The organism is Euzebya rosea, assembly GCF_003073135.1.
GTDB classification, from domain to species: domain Bacteria; phylum Actinomycetota; class Nitriliruptoria; order Euzebyales; family Euzebyaceae; genus Euzebya; species Euzebya rosea.
In genome coordinates, this window is sequence record NZ_PGDQ01000018.1 from 12,781 (window position 1) to 31,122 (window position 18,342).

Sequence of the window (18,342 nt, forward strand, 5' to 3'; positions counted from 1 at the left end):
CACCCACAAACGGTTGACGTCCTCGGCGGAGGGCGAGGACTTGGGGTGAGGCGCCGGCGTTCACCGACCGTCTCAGCCCAGGCCAGCAACGGCCGCAGCGCCGTCCTTCTCGAACGCACGGGCGTCGTGCGGCAGGCCGACGCGCATGTAGAAGCGCGCGAACGCCTGAGCGAAGTGCTCCTTGTACGGCGATACAAGACGCGCTCGCGGTTCAGTCTCCTGGACGTGACGATCGAGGGTGCTTCTGCTCACGACGTGGAGTTCGCGGAAGTCCACGACCGACCACTGGACGGCCGGTTCGTCCTGCTGGTGGAGCAGCGACAATGGTGGGACATCGCCGCGCACGAGGCTTCGGCGGAACGAGCCGCCTTTGACGGCCGTGTTGCCGGCCCCGTACTGGGCTGCCGCGAAGTCCTCCCACGCGAGGACTCGGGCGACCAGGATGTTCTCGACCTTGCTGTTCTCGAGGTCGCAGGTCTGCGTGACGATGATTGCGTCCAGGTGCTCAACGCGTGTGCGGATCTGGGCCTGGTCGCCGTCGATGGTCAGGGACTCCACGGTCACGACGGGCAGGGAGCGTTGCAGGTCGCCCTGTTCGTGGTCCGCCCCCGTTGCGGTAACCCACCAGTCAGACAACGCTCGTGCCTGTCGACCAGTCCTCCAGCACGCCCGCGTCGTCGAGGACCCGGGCCGGCGCGGGTGAGACCTGGACGGTCTGCACCGTCACTCGACTGGACGCAGGTGGGACACGAACGAAAGGGACCGGGTCGGGAAGTTCCCACCCGCCAGCAGGTTCGCCGTCATCATCTCCGGTGATGGCCCTGACAGCCTCTTCGACGTCGAACCGTCGGTGACCGCCGGGTGTGGTGTCGAACGGCAGCTTGTTGGCCCGCGCGTACTTGCGGACCGTCGCGGGCTTGACGTGCAACGCCGCTGCGACTTGTTCGGTTGTGGAGGTGCGGGCCATTCGAACTCCGTTACGGTTTAATCGTTTATGACGTTTGTGACGGTTCTACCGTACCCGGTTTCAGTTTGTGCGCAAGGCGTCGTGCGAGTGACGGGCGTCAGCGGGGAGATGTCGCATGGGATGTTTCCGGCCATCCGACGTTTCGTGTCAACAACGTGGCGGGGCACGACCGCTAGCCCGCCAGCAGCCGATGCACGGCTTCGTCGGGCCAGGTCGCTGACGGGCTGCCCGCTCGGACCGGGGTCTGGGCCAGCTCCACGCTGAACCGCACTGCGGTGTCGCCGGTGATCGGGCCGGCGTCGTGACGCCACCAGTCCAGCATCTTCACGTACTCGTTCATGACGCCGACGACGCTGCGGTCGTTGGTCGGCTCGACCCGCGCATCGGTCGGGTCCACCCGATGCCGATCGACCGCGTCTGCGGGAACGCCGAGCTCGAGCAGCACGCGCTCCATCTGCTCGGCGAACCGCACGATCACTGTGCTGGCTGGTGCGAGGTCGACGAGGACGGGCAGGTAGGTCTCCCTGTGGACGAAGATCGCCAGATGCGGTCGCCACAGGCGCACGTTGGCGAACCACTCTCCCAATGCGCCCAACGCCTCGCCTCCGGCAGGCGACCTGTCGGGGACGCGCTTGCGGAACGCTGCGGTCCCACGGATGACCAGCGTCACAGCGACGAACCTTCAACTCCGGGGACAGTGGCGCGGTCGAGCTCGACCGTACTGGAGAGGACGACGTTCGGCTCACGAGACATGTGGGACCACGCGCCCTGGCCGGACCAGCACCGCCGCATGGTCAGCAACCGCCTCGTCCGGATCGATCGTGGCCTCACACCTCAACTGTGCCAGCTCCCAGTGGACTGAGTAGCCCTGTGTCAAGCCACGGCGGCTGCGAGCTGTTGGTGGCCACCGTGGAGGGCGGGGTTGTAGGCGGTGTGGTTCTGCCACATGCGCCAGATGACGCGGATCCAGGCGCGGGCGAGGATGCGCACGGCGTGGGGGTGTCTGCAGCCTCTGTCGCGGGCGCGGCGGTAGATGTGAGCAGCCCAGGGTGAGGCGTTGCGGCTGTCGTCGGCGAAGTTGATGACCGCGTCGCGGAGCTTCTTGTCACAGGCGTCGCGGAAGGTGACGGCGTGGAGCTTGCCGGATCGGCGGGTGGAGGGGGCGCAGTCGGCGAGGGCAGCCAGCGCGTCGTCGGTAGGGAACCGGCCGCGGGCGTCACCGATCTCTGCGAGGAGGGTGGCAGCTCGGACCATGCCGCCCTTGGGGAGGCTGGTGAAGATGTGCGCGTCGGGGTGCAGCTCGAGCGCTTCTCGGATGTCCCGCTCGAGGCTGGTGATCTGGCGGTTCAGCGACTCGATGCCCTCGACAAGCGCGAGGGTGATGGTGGCGCGTGCGTCGGCTTCGGCACCGCCGATGCCTCGGGGGGCAGCGGCCAGGTGGGCGCAGAACTGGGCGGCGGTCTTGTTGCCGCAGTAGCTGTTGGCCTTCAGCCAGGTGGCCATCCGGCGTTCAGAGAGCCAGTCGACGCGGGTCTGGGTGGGGAAGCGGCGGAGGAACGCGATCGCGATGGCCGAGTCGAGGCGGCTGAACAGCTTCACCGCGCCGGGCAGGACCAGCTGGAGGTTGGCCAGCAGCTGGTTGGTCAGCGCCACCCGGGCCTCGACGAGGTCCTTGCGTGCCCGGGTCAACGCCCGCAGCGCCCGGGTGGCGTCGCTGTCGCGCTGCAGCGGCACCAACCGGCGGGTGTCGGTGCGGAGCGTGTCGGCCAAGACGAAGGCGTCCAGGGCGTCGTCCTTGTTGCCCGCGTTGCCGTAGCGGCCCCGTAGGTTCTTCAGCTGCCGCGGATGGATCACGACCACCTCGAGGTCGGCGTCGAGCAGCGCCTCGACGACCGGCCCGTCAGGCCGTTCGATCGCGACCCTGCGCACACCCAAGGTGCGGAACCGGTCCACCATCCGGTCAAGCCCGACGCTGGAGTGATCGATAGAGGCGTCTGCGACGAGGTCGCCGGTGTGGTCGACGATGGCGAGGTGGTGGGCTTCGGTGGCCCAGTCGATCGCCCCGGTGGGTGCCGGGACGGTGCGGATGTCATGCTGCATGTCGGAGCCTTTCACTGGTACCAGCAGTGCAAGTGCTCCCGGTTCGGGACGCGAGCCGGAGGCTGACTGATCGGCGCTCGCAGCGCACAGCCCTGTCGCCGGTCCTTGCGTCCCGGACCACACCGACCCCGCAGAACTCAGTCTGACCCTCCACGGGTGAGGCAGCGTGGCGGTGATCGGGATGGACCAGGAACACAACCGGCATCATCCACCGGTCACCGATCAGGATGACCAGTCAGACAGCTTGGTGTTCCAGGCCACGTAGGACTGCAAGGTCGGCCCCGCGCGACCCGCATCGGAGATTCCTGACCCATATCTGACCCAAGGAGGCAGGAATGGGTGCGGCTGACCCGCGTTTCCGCAGGTCAGCCGCTTGCCAGAGGGGAGTCAGCCTATAAGCCGGATTCTGTCGGGGACGACCATCTGTCTGGGGCCGACGTCTCCGTCGACCTCGATGCGGCCTACCCGGTGCTCGGCGGGCCGCCTCATCGCACCTGCTTGGCCTTGCTCCGGACGGGGTATGCCTGGCCGCCGACGTTGCCGCCGACGCCGGTGCGCTCTTACCGCACCCTTTCACCCTTACCCGCACCACGGATCCTCTCGGACCTGCGGCCGCTGGCGGTCTGCTCTCTGCTGCACTTTCCACGCATCGCTGCGCCCGGGGGTTACCCGGCGTCCTGCCCTGTGGAGTCCGGACTTTCCTCGACGGGTTGCCCCGCCGCGGCCGTCCGGCCGACTCCCTCCTGACCGCCCCGCATCGTACGCGCCGCTGCACCAATCGGCCGTGCGGTCGACACGGCCACCCGTCGCTGGAGCACACTCGGTCGCCGGTGCGACTGATCGAGGACTATGGCCCCGCGCCGCTGGACGACCCGGCGGTGTACCCCGGCACGTGGCCCTCCGGCCCGGTGATGGTGTCGGCCGACGCGGTGGTGCCGGTCCCCCCGTCGATCAGCACGACCGACCGCATCGCCGTGCTGGCGATCGGGTCCAACGCCAACCCCGCGCAGATCCGCCGCAAGGGCATCGCCGGCGAGGTGCTCCTGCTCCCCACGACCCTGCAGAACCACCTGGTCGTGCACGCGGGACACATCACCACCTACGGGGCGGTACCGGCCACGGTCGTGCGATGGCCGCAGGCGAGCTGCCGGGTCTTCGTGGCATGGCTCACCGAGCGGCAGGTCGCCGACACGACCATCAGCGAGCACGGCAACTACGACCTGGTCGACCTGCCCACCGACGACGGGATCATCCCCGGGTACCGGGCCAGGTCCGGCGTGCTGACCGATCGCACCGGGTGGCCCATCCGGCTGGCCGCGATCGAGGCCCGTGGGCCGGGCCTGCCCACGGAGATGACGCAGGCACAGGCGCTGGCAGCGCATCCGGGACCGGTCCGCTGAGTTCGGCCGGAACGCGACCGGGCACCCGGGCGGTTCCTCATCCGCGGGTCGGGAACTCCACCGTGGGGGCCATCTCCGGCATGTCGGCGTGGTCGTCGGGGGAGCTGGCTGCCAACCGCCGGCTGTAGACGCCGACCAGCGGCACCGCGGACATGCCGTGGGCCACGATGCTGGCCAGCACCGTCCACAGCGCGACCGACACGATCCGGTCGCGGCCGGCCACCTCCACGCGCTCCACGACGAGGAGGGCGAACAGGACCGTCGCCAGCCCGCGGGGGCCGAACCAGCCGAGGAACGCCACGGTGTCCCGTCGGAGGCCCGCACCCGCCAGCGACAGGGCGATCGGCACCATCCGGACGACCGTCAGGCTGAGGACCACGTACAGGGCGGTGGACAGGTCGAGTGCCTGCAGCTGCTGCGGGACCAGCGCCGCGCCGAGCAGGGCGAAGACGAGGAGGGTCAGCAGCGTGCCCTCCTCCTCGGCCAGCTCCTGCACGCCGGCGCAGTGTTGCTGCGCGAGGGTCCCGAACGCCATCCCACCCACGAAGGCGGCGATGAAGCCGTTGCCACCGATCCCCTCGGCCCCGACCACACAGAGCACGGCGACCGCGAGCGCGGACAGCTGCTGGAAGCTGCCGGTCATCCATCCGCGCTGGCTGGCCCGGTCGATCATCCACGCCCCGAGGCTGCCGACGACCACGCCGACACCGACACCTCCGCCGACCTGGGCGCCGACGAACCCGGCGGCGCTGCCCACCGACGACACGCCCTCCTCCGCGCCGGCCAACCCGAGGAAGATCGTCACGAACGGCAGGACGATGCCGTCGTTCAGGCCGCTCTCCACGTTCAGGGTCTGACGGACCCGGGTGGGCAGCCGCTCGTCGGTCACGACCGCTTGGCCGAGGGCGGCGTCGGTCGGGGCCAGGACGGCCGCCAGGACCGCGGCCTCGAACAGGCTGAGGTCCGGGAGCAGCAGCGCCGCGGCGCCGGCGCCGAGGAGGATGACGAGCGGCAGGCTGCCGAGCATCCGCGCCGGCAGCGCCGCGTCGGCGCGCAACCGGCCGAGGTTGATGCGCGCCGCATCGCTGAACAGGACCAGCCCGAGCGTGGCCTCGGTCAGGATCGACACGACCTCGCCGTCGAGGTCGACCTCGATCAGCCCGGACCCCGTGGCGCCGAGCAGCAGTCCGGCCGCGGTGAACACCATCGGGGCGGTGAGGATGCTGCGTTCGATCGGCCGGCTGACCACGCCGAAGAGCAGCACCAGCAGCGCGAGGACGACGACTCCGGTTTCCATGACTCCCTTCCGCCTCGGCCGATCCCTGTACCCCCACCTCCCCTGCAGAATCCTTACAGAACGATGTCGGTTGTGTCCGCCGGGGGTCAAAGGTCCGCGGGGACAGTGGACACCGTTCATGGACGACGGATACTCGACGGCGTGACCACCGCAACGCTGGAGATCTACCGCACCGAGTCGGGGGCGGTCTACGAGGTCGTGGGCCACCGGGTCCGACGCACGAGCGCCACCGATGACGGGCCGATCGGCGACTGGCAGGACTACGTCGCGATCAACCGCCTGCCCGCCGCGCTGATGCGCCCCGGAAGCCAAGGCGAGGTGCTGGAGATCCTGCTGGTGGGCGGACGCCGGATCTACACCTCTCGACTGGTCGTCCCGACCGACTGACCACGCTCGTCCCGCCTACTCGCCGGGGGGTGGCAGGTCGGGTTCGTCCCAGTCCCATTCGGTGCCCTCGCGCGTGTCGCGCACTCGCACCCCGTCGGCGTCCATGTGCACCCGGATGTGGTCGGCAACCTCGAACGCCTTGCGGCTCCGGGCGTCGTCGCGGACATGCAGGAGCGTCTCGATGTGCGGCCGGACCAGCTCCCGGTGGTCGTGCATGGCCTCGCCGGCGAGCCGTCCCAGGCGGGTCAGCATGCCGCGAAGGGTCCGGACCGCCCGGTCGTGCTCGTCGGACTCCTGGGTGTCGGCGGCCCAGGCCCTGATGAGCTCCTCGAGGTCGAGGGCCGCCCGGGTCGCCCCGTCGGCGTCGTGCTCGTCCAGGGCGGTGTCGAACGCCCGGTCCAGCGCGGCGACCTGCTCGTCCATCGGTGTCGGGCCGGCTTCGACGCCGTCGACGCCGGGCGCGGGCAGGTCGTCCGGGGTGACGGTGCCGCTGGCGCTGCCGGAGCCCACCTGGTCCAGGGCGACCGTGTCGCCTGACATCCAGCTGGCCACCGGCTGCCCGTCGCGGCGCACGTGCACGCCGCCTCGACCCTCGACCCGCATCGTCCCCGCGTCGAGGTCGAGGATGGCCGCGGTGTGCTCGTCGATGCCGAGCACCCACTCGTCATCCTCCAGGTCGGCCTCCAGCAGCTCCAGCCGGCGCTGCCCGAGGTAGCAGTAGCGGGTGTCGTGGGTGCCGCCCTCGGCGTTGTCGAAGTGCGGGACGACCACGCAGCGCCAGCCGAGGACCTGCTCGACGACCCCGAGGCCGGGAGCCCACGACGGGACGACCCCCGCCTTGTAGATCTCGTAGACGGGGATGGTCCGGGTGCCGGTGGTGACGGCTGCGGCGCTGGCGAACACGACCGTGCCGCCGCCGTCGACGATCGCCGCGAAGGCGTCGGCGAACCCCGCCGTCGACCACTGGCCGATGGCGTAGGTGGGGCTGCCCGGTCCAGAGAACAGCCAGTCGGCCCGGCGCACCGTGTCGAGCGTCGACTCGACCGCGAGGGCGTCGGTCCGGTCGAGGCGACCGGCGCGGACCACCTTCACGTCACGGCCCACGTGGTGGGCGAAGTAGTGCTTGGCCTTGTCGCTGATCTCCGCGGCGTTCTCCTGGAAGCCGTACGGCGTGTCGAGCAGGACCGCGTCGACGCCACCGCCGCGTCGTTCGGCGGTGGTGGCGAAGATCTTCTGATGGGTGGTGACCATCGTCGGGGTGGTCTCCCCCGACCCCATCAGGACCAGCGTTCCGGATGTCATGCCCCAGAGACTGACCGGACTGGGTTCAGCTGACAACCACGATGCTGCCGCACTGCTGGCAGTAGGCCAGGCTGTCGGCGGCGGCTTCCTTGATGTCCTCCAGCTCGATCGCCGTCAGCTCCATGTAGCAGCCCTTGCAGGTCTTGCCCTCGAGCTTGGCGACGACGCGGCCCTTCCGCTTCGCGCGGAGCCCGTCGTAGACGGCGAGGACCTCGTCGTCGATGCCGCTGGCCTCCTCGGCACGCCGCGCCTCGAGCTTCTCGATCTCGGCGTCGATGTCGGTGGCTGCGTGGTCACGTCGGTTCTCGAGGTCGGCGATCTGCGCCTTGAGCTCACCACGCCGTGCGGTCAGCTCGTCGACCAGCGAGCTGCTCTCCTCAAGCTGCTCCATGATCTCCAGCAGCGAGTCCTCCAGGTCGGACTTGCGGTGCTGCAGGGAGCGGATCTCCTCGCGGAGTGCGCCGAGCTCCTTCTCGCTGGTGATCCGGCCCGAGTAGACGTTGGCCTCCGAGGACTTGCGGCGGGCGTCGACGGTCTCGATCTCGCGCTCGTGGCGGCTTGACTGGGCGGTCAGGTTGTCCTGCGTCTTCGTGGCCTCGACCAGCTCGTCGACGACCTTCACCAGGGTCTCCTCGTGCTGCTCGAGGACCTTCTGCTCCTCCAGGTTGGCGCGCTTGTGGCGCAGCAGGCGGATCTCCTCGTCGGTGTCGGCGAGGAGGAGCAGGTCGTGCTGCTGCTGGGGGGTGGCCTTCATGTGGTGCGGTTCCAGTCGGTCCAGGGGTCGGTGGCGCGCGTCGAGCGGTGCACGGGTGCCGTCAGCCCCATGGTCGCAGCCTGCGCACGCAGGTGGGTGGCAACGTCGTCCATCGCCGGGTTCTCGGTGGCGAAGTGGCCGGCGTCGATCAACGACAACCCCATGGTCAGGGCGTCGAGCGTCGGGTGGTGCTTGAGGTCCCCGGTGACGAACAGGTCGACGGTGGGGCGGCCGTCGGCACCGATGAGCGACCCGATGAGGCTGTCGCCGGCGCCGCCGCAGATGGCGACGTCCGTCACCTCGCGGTCGGGGTCGTCGTCGACGGCGGCGAGCCGCAGGTGCCGAGAGGGAAGTCCGTGGGCCAGCGCGGAGGCGATCTCGGCGAGCGAACGTGGTTCGGGCAACCGGCCGACCAGCCCGAGGCCGCGGGACGCCGTGGATGGACCCACGTCCAGCAGGGGCACGACGTCGACGGCGACCTCCTCGTAGGGATGGGCCTGTCGCAGCGCCGCGAGCACGTGGGGGACCCGGTCGCGAGGTGCCTCCATCTCGACGCGGTCCTCGCTGACGTGTTCGGTCTCGCCCGGCGTGCCGATGTGGGGGGTGGCGGCCTCACCGGGCCTGAACCGGCCCGAACCGGTCGTGGTGAACGCACAGCCGGTGTAGTCACCGATGTTCCCCGCCCCCGCGGCGGCCATCGCGTCGATGACGACGTCGGTGTGTGCTGCGGGGACGAACGTGATCACCTTCGCCCGTCCCGAGGTCGGCAGGGGCTGCAGCGGGCGGCGATCGACGAGGCCCAGGACCTCCGCCGCAGGGTGGGACGTGCCGTCGGCGGCCTTGTCGACGTTGGTGTGGGCGGCCAGGATCGCGCAGCCCTGTCGCGCCGCACGAAGGGCCAGCCGTCCTGATGCGGTCTCGGGCGTCAGGCGCCGAAGCGGGGAGAACAGCAGCGGGTGGTGGACGACCAGCAGGTCCGCGCCGAGCTCGTTGGCCTCGTCGAGCACCGCCTCGGTGACGTCGAGGGCCACGAGGACGCCGGTGACCGTGTCGCGGGTCGGGTCGCCGACGTGCAGGCCGACCTGGTCCCATCCCTCGGCGTCGGCGGGCGGGTACAGGGCCGAGAGTCCGCGCATCCATGCGCCCAACGGGTCCCCGGCGGTGCTGGCTGATCGGTCTGGCATGTCCGCGGGATCCTAGTGGACAACACCCGCTGGCGCTCCGCAGGACCGGCCTGCCCGTCGGATCCGGCGCGCTCGCCTACGCTGCCCGCAGGTGCTGTTCCCGACGATCGACTTCGCGGTCTTCTTCGTCGTCGTGCTGACCGGATCATGGCTCTTGATGCCCCGGCGCGGCGAGTGGAAGTCCTTCGTGCTGGTCGCGTCGTATGTCTTCTACGGCTGGTGGAACCCGCGCTTCTGCCTGCTGCTGGCGGGGGTGACGCTGGTCAACCACTTCGGGGCGACGGCGGTGTCCCGCCTGTCGGTCGGGCGGGCACGGTCGCTGGTGCTGGCCCTGACGGTGATCGCCGACCTCGGCGTGCTCGGGTTCTTCAAGTACTACGGCTTCTTCGTGACGTCGGTCACCAACTCGCTGGCCTCCATCGGCGTGACGGTCGCCCCTCCCCTGCTGCAGATCGTGCTGCCCGTCGGGGTGTCGTTCTTCACCTTCCAGGCCATCAGCTACGTGGTGGACGTGCACCGTGGCGACACCGACGCCGTGCCGCTGCTGGACTTCGCGATGTACCTGTCGTTCTTCCCGCAGCTGGTGGCCGGGCCGATCGTGCGTGCCAGCGAGCTGCTGCCGCAGATGCGCCAGCGGCAGGATCCGCGGTCGGTCGACGCCGCCCGTGCGTTCGGGCTGATCACGGCCGGGATGTTCAAGAAGGTCGTCGTCGCCAACCTGCTGGCCACCGAGCTGGTCGACCGGGTGTTCGCCAACCCCGAACGCTTCAACGCCCTGGAGGTGGGGCTGGCGATCTACGGCTACGCGGTGCAGATCTACGCCGACTTCTCCGGCTACACCGACATCGCCATCGGGGTGGCCCTGCTGATGGGCTTCCGGTTCCCCGACAACTTCGACCGGCCCTACATCGCGGTGACCCTGCAGGACTTCTGGCGGCGCTGGCACATGACGTTGTCCCGCTGGCTGCGCGACTACCTCTACATCCCGCTGGGGGGATCACGGGGGACCGAGCGGCGGACGAAGGTCAACCTGATGCTGACGATGCTGCTGGGCGGCCTGTGGCACGGGGCCGCCTGGAACTTCGTCATCTGGGGTGGCATCCACGGTGTGTGGCAGGCCGTGGAACGACAGGGCGTGCTCGTGGGCGGCCGGGACCCGCAGGGGTTCCGCACGCGCCTGCTGCGCGGCCTGATCACCTTCCACGTGGTGTGCCTGGCCTGGGTGTTCTTCCGGGCCGAGACGTTCACCGCGGCGGGAACCATCCTCGGGCGGCTGGTGACCGGCTGGACCACCCCGGCGGCGTTGGACCCGTCGGTGCCCTTCTGGTGGCTGCCGCTCGTGATCGCCGGCGCCCTGGCCGTGCAGTTCCTGCCCGAGGGCACAGGGGCCCGCCTGCAGGCCGTGTTCTCCCGCGTGCCGGCGGTCGCCCAGGGGGTCGCGCTTGCCGGCGCGCTGCTGGTGATCGAGACGCTCGGCCCGGTCGGCGTCGCCCCGTTCATCTACTTCCAGTTCTGAGCGGTCACGATCCGTTCCACCGGTACACCTCGGCGTACGCGTCGGGGTCGGCGTGGGGGTGGTGGCTGGCGATCTCGTCGAAGACCACGTCGCCATCGTCGGTCACGTCGAGGCCGATCGAGCAGTTGGACGCTCCGGGCTCGACTTCTCCCAGGTCCGCGCGCTCCATCTCACCCGTCGTGAGGGAGTAGCGGTACACCCCACATCCCGTCGCCCGATGGTTGACCAGGTCCTCGCTGCCTCGGAAGGCCACCCATGCCCCGTTGTCGGACATCCGGGGGTCACCGAACGACTGCTGATCCGTGACGGGCGAACCGTCCAGCCGTCGGCTGAGCAGGATCGTCGTCCCTTCCTGGCGGTCACGCAGGTACATCGCGTTCTCGCGGACCACCTCTCCCGGAATCAAGTCGGTGGAGTGGCTGGAGAAGGCCACCCATCGGCCGTCCCCGCTGATGCCGCGGATGTCCTCGCCGTTGGTGGCCGTCGTGTTGCCGGTGGTGCCATCTGGAGTGACGCTCACGACCTCCAGCGTCCCCGCGAGGGTGTCGAAGACGTAGGTGTCGTGGCCGGTGTTGTCGTCCTCGGGGAGGAGCGGCAGGTCATGGGTGAACGCCACCCACCTTCCGTCGGCCGAGATGGCGGGCGTGTCGCCGCCGTTGTTGCCCGGGACGGGACTGCCGTCGGCGTCGGCGACCCACGCGACCGTCCCGGTCGACAGGTCATGGACGAACATGAAGGAGTCGCGGACGTCACCGACCCAGCCGAAGCCCTCGTAGGTGACGACATCGCCGTCGTGGCTGATGTCCAGCCCCCGGGGACCGACCGGGTTTCCCCGCGTGTCCACGGCCGCCAGAACGGTGGTCCCGGCGTCGAGATCGCGGACGTAGCCGAACGGGCCGGACCCGCTGGCCGTGGGCTCGGACGTGGCCAACCCGCCGTCCCTCGACACGAACGCGACGTGTCTGCCGCCACCGGCAACGACCGGACCGTCGTGGAACTCGGTGGTGGCCGCGTCGCCCGGTGTCCCGTCCGGGGCGACGTCGACCAGCTGTGGCACACCATCCACGACCGCCCAGGTGTGCACGGGCCCCGACGGCACGGAGGGCAGGATCCCACCGTCGCTGACGAATGCGACCACTGATCCGTCGGCGCTGACGGAAGGCGAGTTCCCCCCGACGCCGTTCCCATCGGGATCGGTGGAGAGGAGCTCGATCCTGGCCGGGCCGGCGATCACGAAGCCCAACGAGTCCTCCCGAGTCGGTTCCCCCGGGGGTGTCCATCGCAGGTCGAAGGTGCACGGTCCCTCCGGGGTCCCGATCGTGGGCGAGAGGGTCACCCTCGATCCGTGAAGCGGCTGGACCGAGCTCGTCGCCTCTCCCATGCACGTGCCGGACACCCGCAACGAGGAGGGCTGGGCGCCGGGAATCGTCACGACGATGGGCTGCCCGGCGGCGACCTCGGAGCCGGCTGGGGGGTCGGCCAACAGGCCGGTGCTGGGCGGCAGGCCCAGCGCAAGGCGTGCCTCCTCGCACAACGACGGGACGGTGACGCAGGTCAGCCTGACCCCGGTCCCCTCCTGCGCCCACCGGGCGCCGTTGCTGCTGAGGAAGTCGATGGTCTCCTGCGGCAGGCTGTCGGTCGACGCCAGCACGATCGGGGCGTCGAACAGCGCCGAGTGTGCGGCGGCGGCGTACCCGCCGGCCCATGCGGTCTGCTCCTGGCCCTGCACGAGGATCACCTGCGCGGCGTCGTCGGCAGTGGCCGACCCCCGCTTGTCGGCGATGGCGACAGCGGTGGCCGCCCGGCTGGGACCGGCCAGCCGCTCCACGGTCATGCCCATCCCGACGAGCTCGTCCTCCACGGCCTGGCCGATGGCTGCGGTCCCACCGATGATCTCCACGCGGGTCGCACCGGAGGTGGCCAGGTAGTCGCGGGTCGGGGCGGTCAGGCGGTCGGTCTCGGTCAGCAGGACCGGCCAGCCCGAGTCCGCTGACATGCCGGCCGCGGCCAGGGTGTCGGCGAACGCCTGCGTCGGGTCGGTGGCCCCGGGCGCCGCGAAGGCCCTCGCCAGGATGATCGTGTCGGCGTCGGGGGCGTCCTGCGCGGCGATGGCGATGGCCGTCTCGAAGCGGGACCCGCCGGCGCGGCGTTCGGTGGCCAGGCCCATGGCGGCCAGCTCCGCCTCCACCTCGGGGGCGATCGCCGCGGTGCCGCCGAGCAGGATCGCCCGCTCCGGGGCCAGCCGATCGATCTCGGCCCGCAGGTCGTCGGGGACCGCCCCCTGGCCGGGGACGAGCAGCAGCGGCTTGTCGGCCTGCAGGACCCCGGAGGCCAACGAGTCGGCGAACTCGTCGTTGCGGCCCACGACGATGGTCCGGACGGCTGGCAGCGGCGTTGCCTGGCTCAGCGCGATGGCGATCTCGACGTTCGGTGGCGTCTCCTCGGTCTTGACGATGGCCAGCGTGTCCGCTGGGAAGCTCGCCTGACCCACCACGGGCGGTGCGCCCGCGAGCATCGCCCCGAGCAGCACCACCACAGAACCCACGACACGACCGCGCACGTGACCCTCCCTGGAACGGGCCGACGCGCCGACGCGCCGACTGCCTGCGCAGCCTAGTCCCGGATCAGCTCCCGCCGCGGGGCGAACGTGTCTTGTCACCCATCAGAACCCGAGGTCTCGGCTGATCAGCAGCTTCATGATCTCGTTGGAGCCGGCCCAGATGCGGGTGACGCGGGCGTCGGCCCACGCGCGGGCGGCGCGGTACTCGGCCATGAACCCGTAGCCGCCGTGCAGCTGGACGCAGGCGTCGAGGATCTCGTTCTGCACGTCGGCGGTCCACCACTTGGCCTTCGCCGCGTCGACCGACGTCAGCTGGCCCTCGGCGTGGGCGGCGATGCACTGGTCGACGAACGCCTGGGTCACCTCGGCCCTGGTGACCAGCTCGGCCAGCAGGAAGGCGTTGTGCTGGAACCGCCCGATCGGCTGGCCGAAGGCCTCGCGCTCCTTGGCGTAGGCGATGGTCTCCTCGAGGATCCAGCGGGCGTGGGACAGGTTCTGCACCGCCGCCCCGACCCGTTCCTGCGGCAGCCGCTCCATCATGTGCACGAAGCCGCGACCCTCCTCCCCGATCAGGTTGTCCACGGGGACCCGGCAGTCGCTGAACGACAGCTCGGCGGTGTCGGCCTCGTGCTGGCCGACCTTCTCCAGCATCCGGCCGGGCGCGAAGCCGGGGGTGTCCTTGGGGACCACGATCAGGCTGATCCCACGCGAGGACGAGGCGTCGGGGTCGGTGCGGCAGGCCACGATCACGAGGTCGGCGGTCCGCCCGTTGGTGATGAAGGTCTTCGACCCGTTGATGACCCACTCGTCGCCGTCGCGGACCGCGGTGGTCCGCAGCGCCGCGAGGTCGCTGCCGCCGCCGGGTTCGGTCATGGCGATGGCGGTGACCAGCTCGCCGGTGCAGAACCCCGGCAGCCAGCGGGCCTTCTGCTCCTCCGTGGTCAGCTCGACCAGGTACGGCGCGCAGATGTCGAAGTGGATCGACAGCATGGACGCGCAGGCGATGGAGGCCCGGGCCAGCTCCTCGCTGAGCACGGCGGCGAAGCGCCAGTCGTCGGCCCCTCCCCCGCCGAACCGTTCGGGGACCTCCAGGCCGAGGAGCCCCTGCTTGCCGGCCTCCAGCCACACGTCCCGCGCCAGCGCATGGTCGGCGGCGAACTCCTCCATCCGGTCCATGACGTGGCGGTCGACGAACGTCCGTGCCACGTCACGGAAGGCGTCGTGGTCCTCGGTGTAGACGGTGCGGCGCAGCATGGCGTCAGCCTAGGCCCGCGCGATCCGCGACGCCCATCGCCCTTTTCACGAGTGCACGAGCGGCGTACGGTTGACCCAGGAGCACACAACCGAAGAGGTGGTCGCCATGCCCAGGTATCTCGTCGTCGCGAACCTGACGCTGGGGGGTGAGCACCTGCTGGATGTCCTGCGCGAACGTGCGGAGGATCCCGAGGCACGGTTCCACGTCCTCGTGCCCACGTCCGCCGCACCTGACGGCTTCCACGTGCACGACGAGGAGGAGGCCACCATCGACGCCCACCGGCGGCTGAAGGAGTCCATGCGACGCTTCGGCGAGCTCGGCGTCAAGGAGGTCACCGGTGAGCTCGGGAGCTCCCGCCCCAACGACGCCATCGGCGACGTGATCCGGGCCAACAGCCACGACACGTTCGACGAGATCATCCTGTCGACGTTGCCGGCCGGCCCGTCGAAGTGGATCGCGATGGACCTGCCGCATCGCGTCGAACGTGCCCACGGCATCCCGCTGACCCACGTCGAGGCACCCAAGAGCTGATCGGCCAGCGGGCAGGAGAACGACCCGCCGACGGCGAACTCCCCGGACGACCCCCGTCGTCCCGAGGAGCTTGCCCTGATGTCGTCGTCCATCCGTCCTGCCGTCGCCGGCCTCGTGACCGTCGTGCTGGCGCTCGCCCTGGCCCTGGCCGGGTTGCAGCCCACGCCCGCGGCGGCTGCCGTCGCGGAGCCGGTGTGGACGCAGACCACGATCGAGACCCCCGACGGCATCACGCTGCTGACCGACGTGCTGCACCCGGCGGACATGCCGGCCGAGGCCGGTCCGCGGCCCGTCCTGCTGATCGTCAGCCCGTACCTGGGTGACGAGGGCGGCACCGACTGGTCCAAGCGGTTCACCGACTTCTACTACGGCACCTACGACGGCCAGGGGCTGTTCGCCAACGGCTGGTCGGTGGTGCAGGTCCACACCCGCGGCACGTCCGGCTCGACCGGCTGCCTGGACATCCTGGGCCTCGGCGAGCAGACCGACATCGTCACCGCGGTCGAGTGGGTCGACGACCAGCCGTGGGCCGACGGCATCGCGATGTACGGCAAGTCCTACGACGCCAACACCGGCGCCGCCGCGCTCGCCAACCGCCCGCGGGGCCTGGACGCCGTCATCGCCCAGGCGATCGGACCCGACCGGTACCGCGCCACCCACAACGACCGGGTCCGCCTGCTGCAGTCCCTCGCCTACCCCGCGACGTACCGGGTGAGCGGCGAGGCGAACATGTCGACCTCCAGCGACCCCGAGTACGCCCTCAACGCGCTGACCCACACCGCCTACTGCTCGCCGGACGAGGTCAACCACTTCCGCGACGACGAGACCATCCCGTTCTGGACGATCCGCGACTTCCCCGAGCGGGCGAAGGGCGCCACGATCCCGACGTTCATCACCGCTGGGTACCTCGACAACGCCACCAACATCGGCGGCGGGGCACTGGACCTGTTCAACGCGCTGGAGGGCCCCAAGCACCTGTGGATCGGGTGGTGGGACCACGTCCGCGGCAACGACACCATCGGCACCTGCGACCAGTACACCGAGGACTGCACGTTCGCGATGGGCCGCGACTCCTGGTTCGCCGAGACCACCGCGTTCCTGGAGCGCCACGTCAAGGGCACGCCGCTGGCCGAGCTGCCGGACTACCCCGACTACGCCGTGGCCGCCCAGACCTCCGACGGCACCTGGCGCAGCGAGGACAGCCTGCCGGCCGCCGACACGATCCGGACCGACATGGCCCTGCGCGGCGGCGTGTACGTCGACAACGGCACCGGCCGCGGCTCCAACGACTCCGGCCTGGGCGCCGGCGGTCTCGTGTCCACCGGGTCGCTGACCGATGGCGTCTGGACCTTCGGCCAGCCGGTCACCACCCGGACGCAGCTGGCCGGCATCCCCGTCGCCACGATGCTGATCGACCCGACGCTGCCCCGCGCCAACGTCGTGGTGAACCTCTACGACGTCGACGGCGCCGGCCGAGCCACGATGATCACCCGCGGCGCCGGCATGGTCGACACCGAGGGCGAGGAGGTCATCCGCATGTGGCCGACCGACTGGGTCCTCGAGCCCGGCCACCGGCTGGCTGTCCGGGTCTCCGACGCCAACACCGAGAACTACATCCACGTCCCCACCAACGCCGAGGTGCAGGTCGTCAGCGGCCGTGTCGAGCTGCCGATGCTGCCGGGCGCCAGGGTCAGCGACCTCGCAGGCGAGCCGGCACCCCGGCTGCTGTCCTACCAGCAGCGCGCCCCCTTCGACGTCTCGTCCCAGCTGGTGGCCCAGACGCTCTCGTCGTTCCTGCGCTGACCGGTCGGCTGGGGCCGTCCGGGCCGTCGGGCGCGGGCGGCCCGTCGCCGCTGCTTGGCGGTCGGCGGACAGGGCCGTACGGTCGGGGCCAACATGGCAGCCGGGACCACCGCCCAGCCCGGCCGGCAACGCCGGTCGCTCCCACGGCTGCCCCGCAGCTACGCGCGCGAGGTCGGTGACCCTGCGCGTCGGACGATGGCGGCCGGCCGTGCGCTGCTGGTCATCATCATCGCCCTCCTCCTCGGTGGGCTGCTGAACGTGACGGCGCTGACGGAGGCCGCCGACCGGCAGCCCCCGAGCCTCAAGCGCGACATCTCCCAGGTGCTGGTCTGGCCGTTCGAGCAGATCAGCGGCCTGCTGGGGCTGGACCAGCCCCGCCAGCTGCTGGCCGAGCGGCTGGGCCGCGACGCCGACGCGGGCACGGGCGGCGGCACCGGGACCTCCATCGCGGCCGCCGGTGCGCAGGCCGAGGCCCAGGCCGGGGACGCCCTGGGTGCGGCCGCCGCGCTGGCCGGTCGCGAGGCGATCGACACGGCGCTGGGGAACGCCGTCGCCATCCCCGAGGCCGGCGAGTCCCTGGAGGACCAGCCGACCCTGAGCGGCCGACTGGAGGGCCCGTTCACCGAGGCCGAGCCGCTGGTCGTCGGCGTGATCGGCGACTCGCTGACCGAGCAGATCGGTCCCACGCTGATCCAGCGGCTGGGACGGCCGGGGGTGCCCGGCGAGGCGTTCCACGACTTCACCTACTCCTCCGGCCTGTCCCGTCCGGACTTCTACGACTGGCCGGCCCGTGCGGCGCAGCTGATGGCGGAGGAGGACCCCGACATCTGGGTCGTCATGGTGGGCGCCAACGACGGCCAGGACGTGATCGACGACGACGGCCAGTTCCGGCAGCTCGGCACCGACGAGTGGGAAGCGATCTACCGGTCGCGCATCGGCGGGCTGATGGACCAGCTGACCGTCGACGGCCGGGCGGTCATCTGGATCGGCCAGCCGGTGATGCGCGACACCGAGTTCGACGAGCGCATGGAGTACCTGTCCGGCCTGTACCAGTCCGAGGCCGCCGAGCGGGCCTACGTGTCCTTCGTCGACGCGCGGCGGGTCTTCGCGGCGGAGGACGGGCGGTACGCCGACTACCTGCCGGCCGGTGACGGATCGCTCAGCCAGATGCGCCTGGGAGACGGCATCCACCTGACCCGCTCCGGCGCCGAGCGCCTGGTCAGCCAGATCCTGCCGTTGCTGCCGATCGAGACCGGCGGCTGACCAGCTGTCACCGGGCGGCGGGG

General features: G+C 70.7%; 16 protein-coding genes and 1 other RNA gene. 6 read left to right on the forward strand and 11 right to left on the reverse strand.

Annotated features, from left to right (window positions below):
* Nucleotides 1–72 precede the first annotated feature (72 nt).
* The 5 genes from CUC05_RS20450 to rnpB form a co-directional block, all read right to left on the reverse strand.
* On the reverse strand, nt 73–564 hold the full coding sequence (locus CUC05_RS20450) for a hypothetical protein (protein WP_157965826.1): 492 nt from the start codon (nt 562–564) through the stop codon (nt 73–75).
* A 64-nt stretch (nt 565–628) separates the two neighbouring features.
* Nucleotides 629–967 (reverse strand): helix-turn-helix domain-containing protein, encoded by a 339-nt coding sequence (locus CUC05_RS20455; RefSeq protein WP_108667995.1) that lies wholly within the window; start codon nt 965–967, stop codon nt 629–631.
* Nucleotides 968–1,139: 172 nt separating this feature from the next.
* Nucleotides 1,140–1,637 (reverse strand): DUF6933 domain-containing protein, encoded by a 498-nt coding sequence (locus CUC05_RS20460; RefSeq protein WP_108667996.1) that lies wholly within the window; start codon nt 1,635–1,637, stop codon nt 1,140–1,142.
* A 203-nt stretch (nt 1,638–1,840) separates the two neighbouring features.
* The gene (locus tag CUC05_RS20465) at nt 1,841–3,067 is read right to left on the reverse strand and encodes an IS110 family RNA-guided transposase (protein ID WP_108667997.1); all 1,227 of its coding nucleotides are present in this window, start codon (nt 3,065–3,067) and stop codon (nt 1,841–1,843) included.
* Nucleotides 3,068–3,446: 379 nt separating this feature from the next.
* An RNA gene (rnpB, locus tag CUC05_RS20470) (RNase P RNA component class A) lies at nt 3,447–3,807 on the reverse strand.
* Between the two features lie 90 nt (nt 3,808–3,897).
* Between rnpB and CUC05_RS20475 the strand changes: the two genes are divergently transcribed.
* Nucleotides 3,898–4,467: a hypothetical protein gene (locus tag CUC05_RS20475; RefSeq protein WP_108667998.1), complete on the forward strand. Its 570-nt coding sequence runs from the start codon at nt 3,898–3,900 to the stop codon at nt 4,465–4,467.
* 37 nt (nt 4,468–4,504) lie between these two features.
* On the opposite strand, the gene CUC05_RS20480 is transcribed toward CUC05_RS20475, so the two are convergent.
* Nucleotides 4,505–5,764: a cation:proton antiporter domain-containing protein gene (locus tag CUC05_RS20480; protein WP_108667999.1), complete on the reverse strand. Its 1,260-nt coding sequence runs from the start codon at nt 5,762–5,764 to the stop codon at nt 4,505–4,507.
* A gap of 141 nt (nt 5,765–5,905) precedes the next feature.
* Between CUC05_RS20480 and CUC05_RS20485 the strand changes: the two genes are divergently transcribed.
* Nucleotides 5,906–6,151: a hypothetical protein gene (locus CUC05_RS20485; RefSeq protein WP_108668000.1), complete on the forward strand. Its 246-nt coding sequence runs from the start codon at nt 5,906–5,908 to the stop codon at nt 6,149–6,151.
* Between the two features lie 15 nt (nt 6,152–6,166).
* Here CUC05_RS20485 and CUC05_RS20490 read toward each other — a convergent pair whose 3' ends face one another.
* From CUC05_RS20490 to CUC05_RS20500, 3 genes are read right to left on the reverse strand one after another with little or no spacing between them, the layout of a single operon-like run.
* The gene (locus tag CUC05_RS20490; protein ID WP_108668001.1) at nt 6,167–7,453 is read right to left on the reverse strand and encodes a hypothetical protein; all 1,287 of its coding nucleotides are present in this window, start codon (nt 7,451–7,453) and stop codon (nt 6,167–6,169) included.
* Between the two features lie 25 nt (nt 7,454–7,478).
* The gene (locus CUC05_RS20495) at nt 7,479–8,207 is read right to left on the reverse strand and encodes a zinc ribbon domain-containing protein (protein ID WP_108668002.1); all 729 of its coding nucleotides are present in this window, start codon (nt 8,205–8,207) and stop codon (nt 7,479–7,481) included.
* The gene (locus tag CUC05_RS20500) at nt 8,204–9,391 is read right to left on the reverse strand and encodes a Nif3-like dinuclear metal center hexameric protein (protein ID WP_108668003.1); all 1,188 of its coding nucleotides are present in this window, start codon (nt 9,389–9,391) and stop codon (nt 8,204–8,206) included. Before CUC05_RS20500 ends, CUC05_RS20495 begins: the two co-directional genes overlap by 4 nt.
* 91 nt (nt 9,392–9,482) lie before the next feature.
* Between CUC05_RS20500 and CUC05_RS20505 the strand changes: the two genes are divergently transcribed.
* Nucleotides 9,483–10,907 (forward strand): MBOAT family O-acyltransferase, encoded by a 1,425-nt coding sequence (locus CUC05_RS20505; protein ID WP_108668004.1) that lies wholly within the window; start codon nt 9,483–9,485, stop codon nt 10,905–10,907.
* 4 nt (nt 10,908–10,911) lie between these two features.
* Here the strand turns inward: CUC05_RS20505 and CUC05_RS20510 are convergent, their stop codons facing one another.
* Nucleotides 10,912–13,452, reverse strand: a complete 2,541-nt coding sequence (locus CUC05_RS20510) for a cell wall-binding repeat-containing protein (protein WP_157965827.1) — start codon at nt 13,450–13,452, stop codon at nt 10,912–10,914.
* Nucleotides 13,453–13,569: 117 nt separating this feature from the next.
* A complete protein-coding gene (locus tag CUC05_RS20515; protein ID WP_108668073.1) occupies nt 13,570–14,718 on the reverse strand; it encodes an acyl-CoA dehydrogenase family protein in 1,149 nt (382 codons plus the stop codon).
* A 109-nt stretch (nt 14,719–14,827) separates the two neighbouring features.
* Here CUC05_RS20515 and CUC05_RS20520 point away from each other — a divergent pair, with 109 nt between their 5' ends.
* The 3 genes from CUC05_RS20520 (at nt 14,828) to CUC05_RS20530 (ending at nt 18,319) form a co-directional block, all read left to right on the forward strand.
* Entirely contained in the window at nt 14,828–15,253 is a 426-nt protein-coding gene (locus CUC05_RS20520) for a hypothetical protein (protein ID WP_157965828.1), read from the forward strand.
* A 78-nt stretch (nt 15,254–15,331) separates the two neighbouring features.
* Nucleotides 15,332–17,056, forward strand: a complete 1,725-nt coding sequence (locus tag CUC05_RS20525) for a CocE/NonD family hydrolase (RefSeq protein ID WP_108668007.1) — start codon at nt 15,332–15,334, stop codon at nt 17,054–17,056.
* 93 nt (nt 17,057–17,149) lie between these two features.
* On the forward strand, nt 17,150–18,319 hold the full coding sequence (locus CUC05_RS20530; protein WP_108668008.1) for an SGNH/GDSL hydrolase family protein: 1,170 nt from the start codon (nt 17,150–17,152) through the stop codon (nt 18,317–18,319).
* Nucleotides 18,320–18,342: the final 23 nt, after the last annotated feature.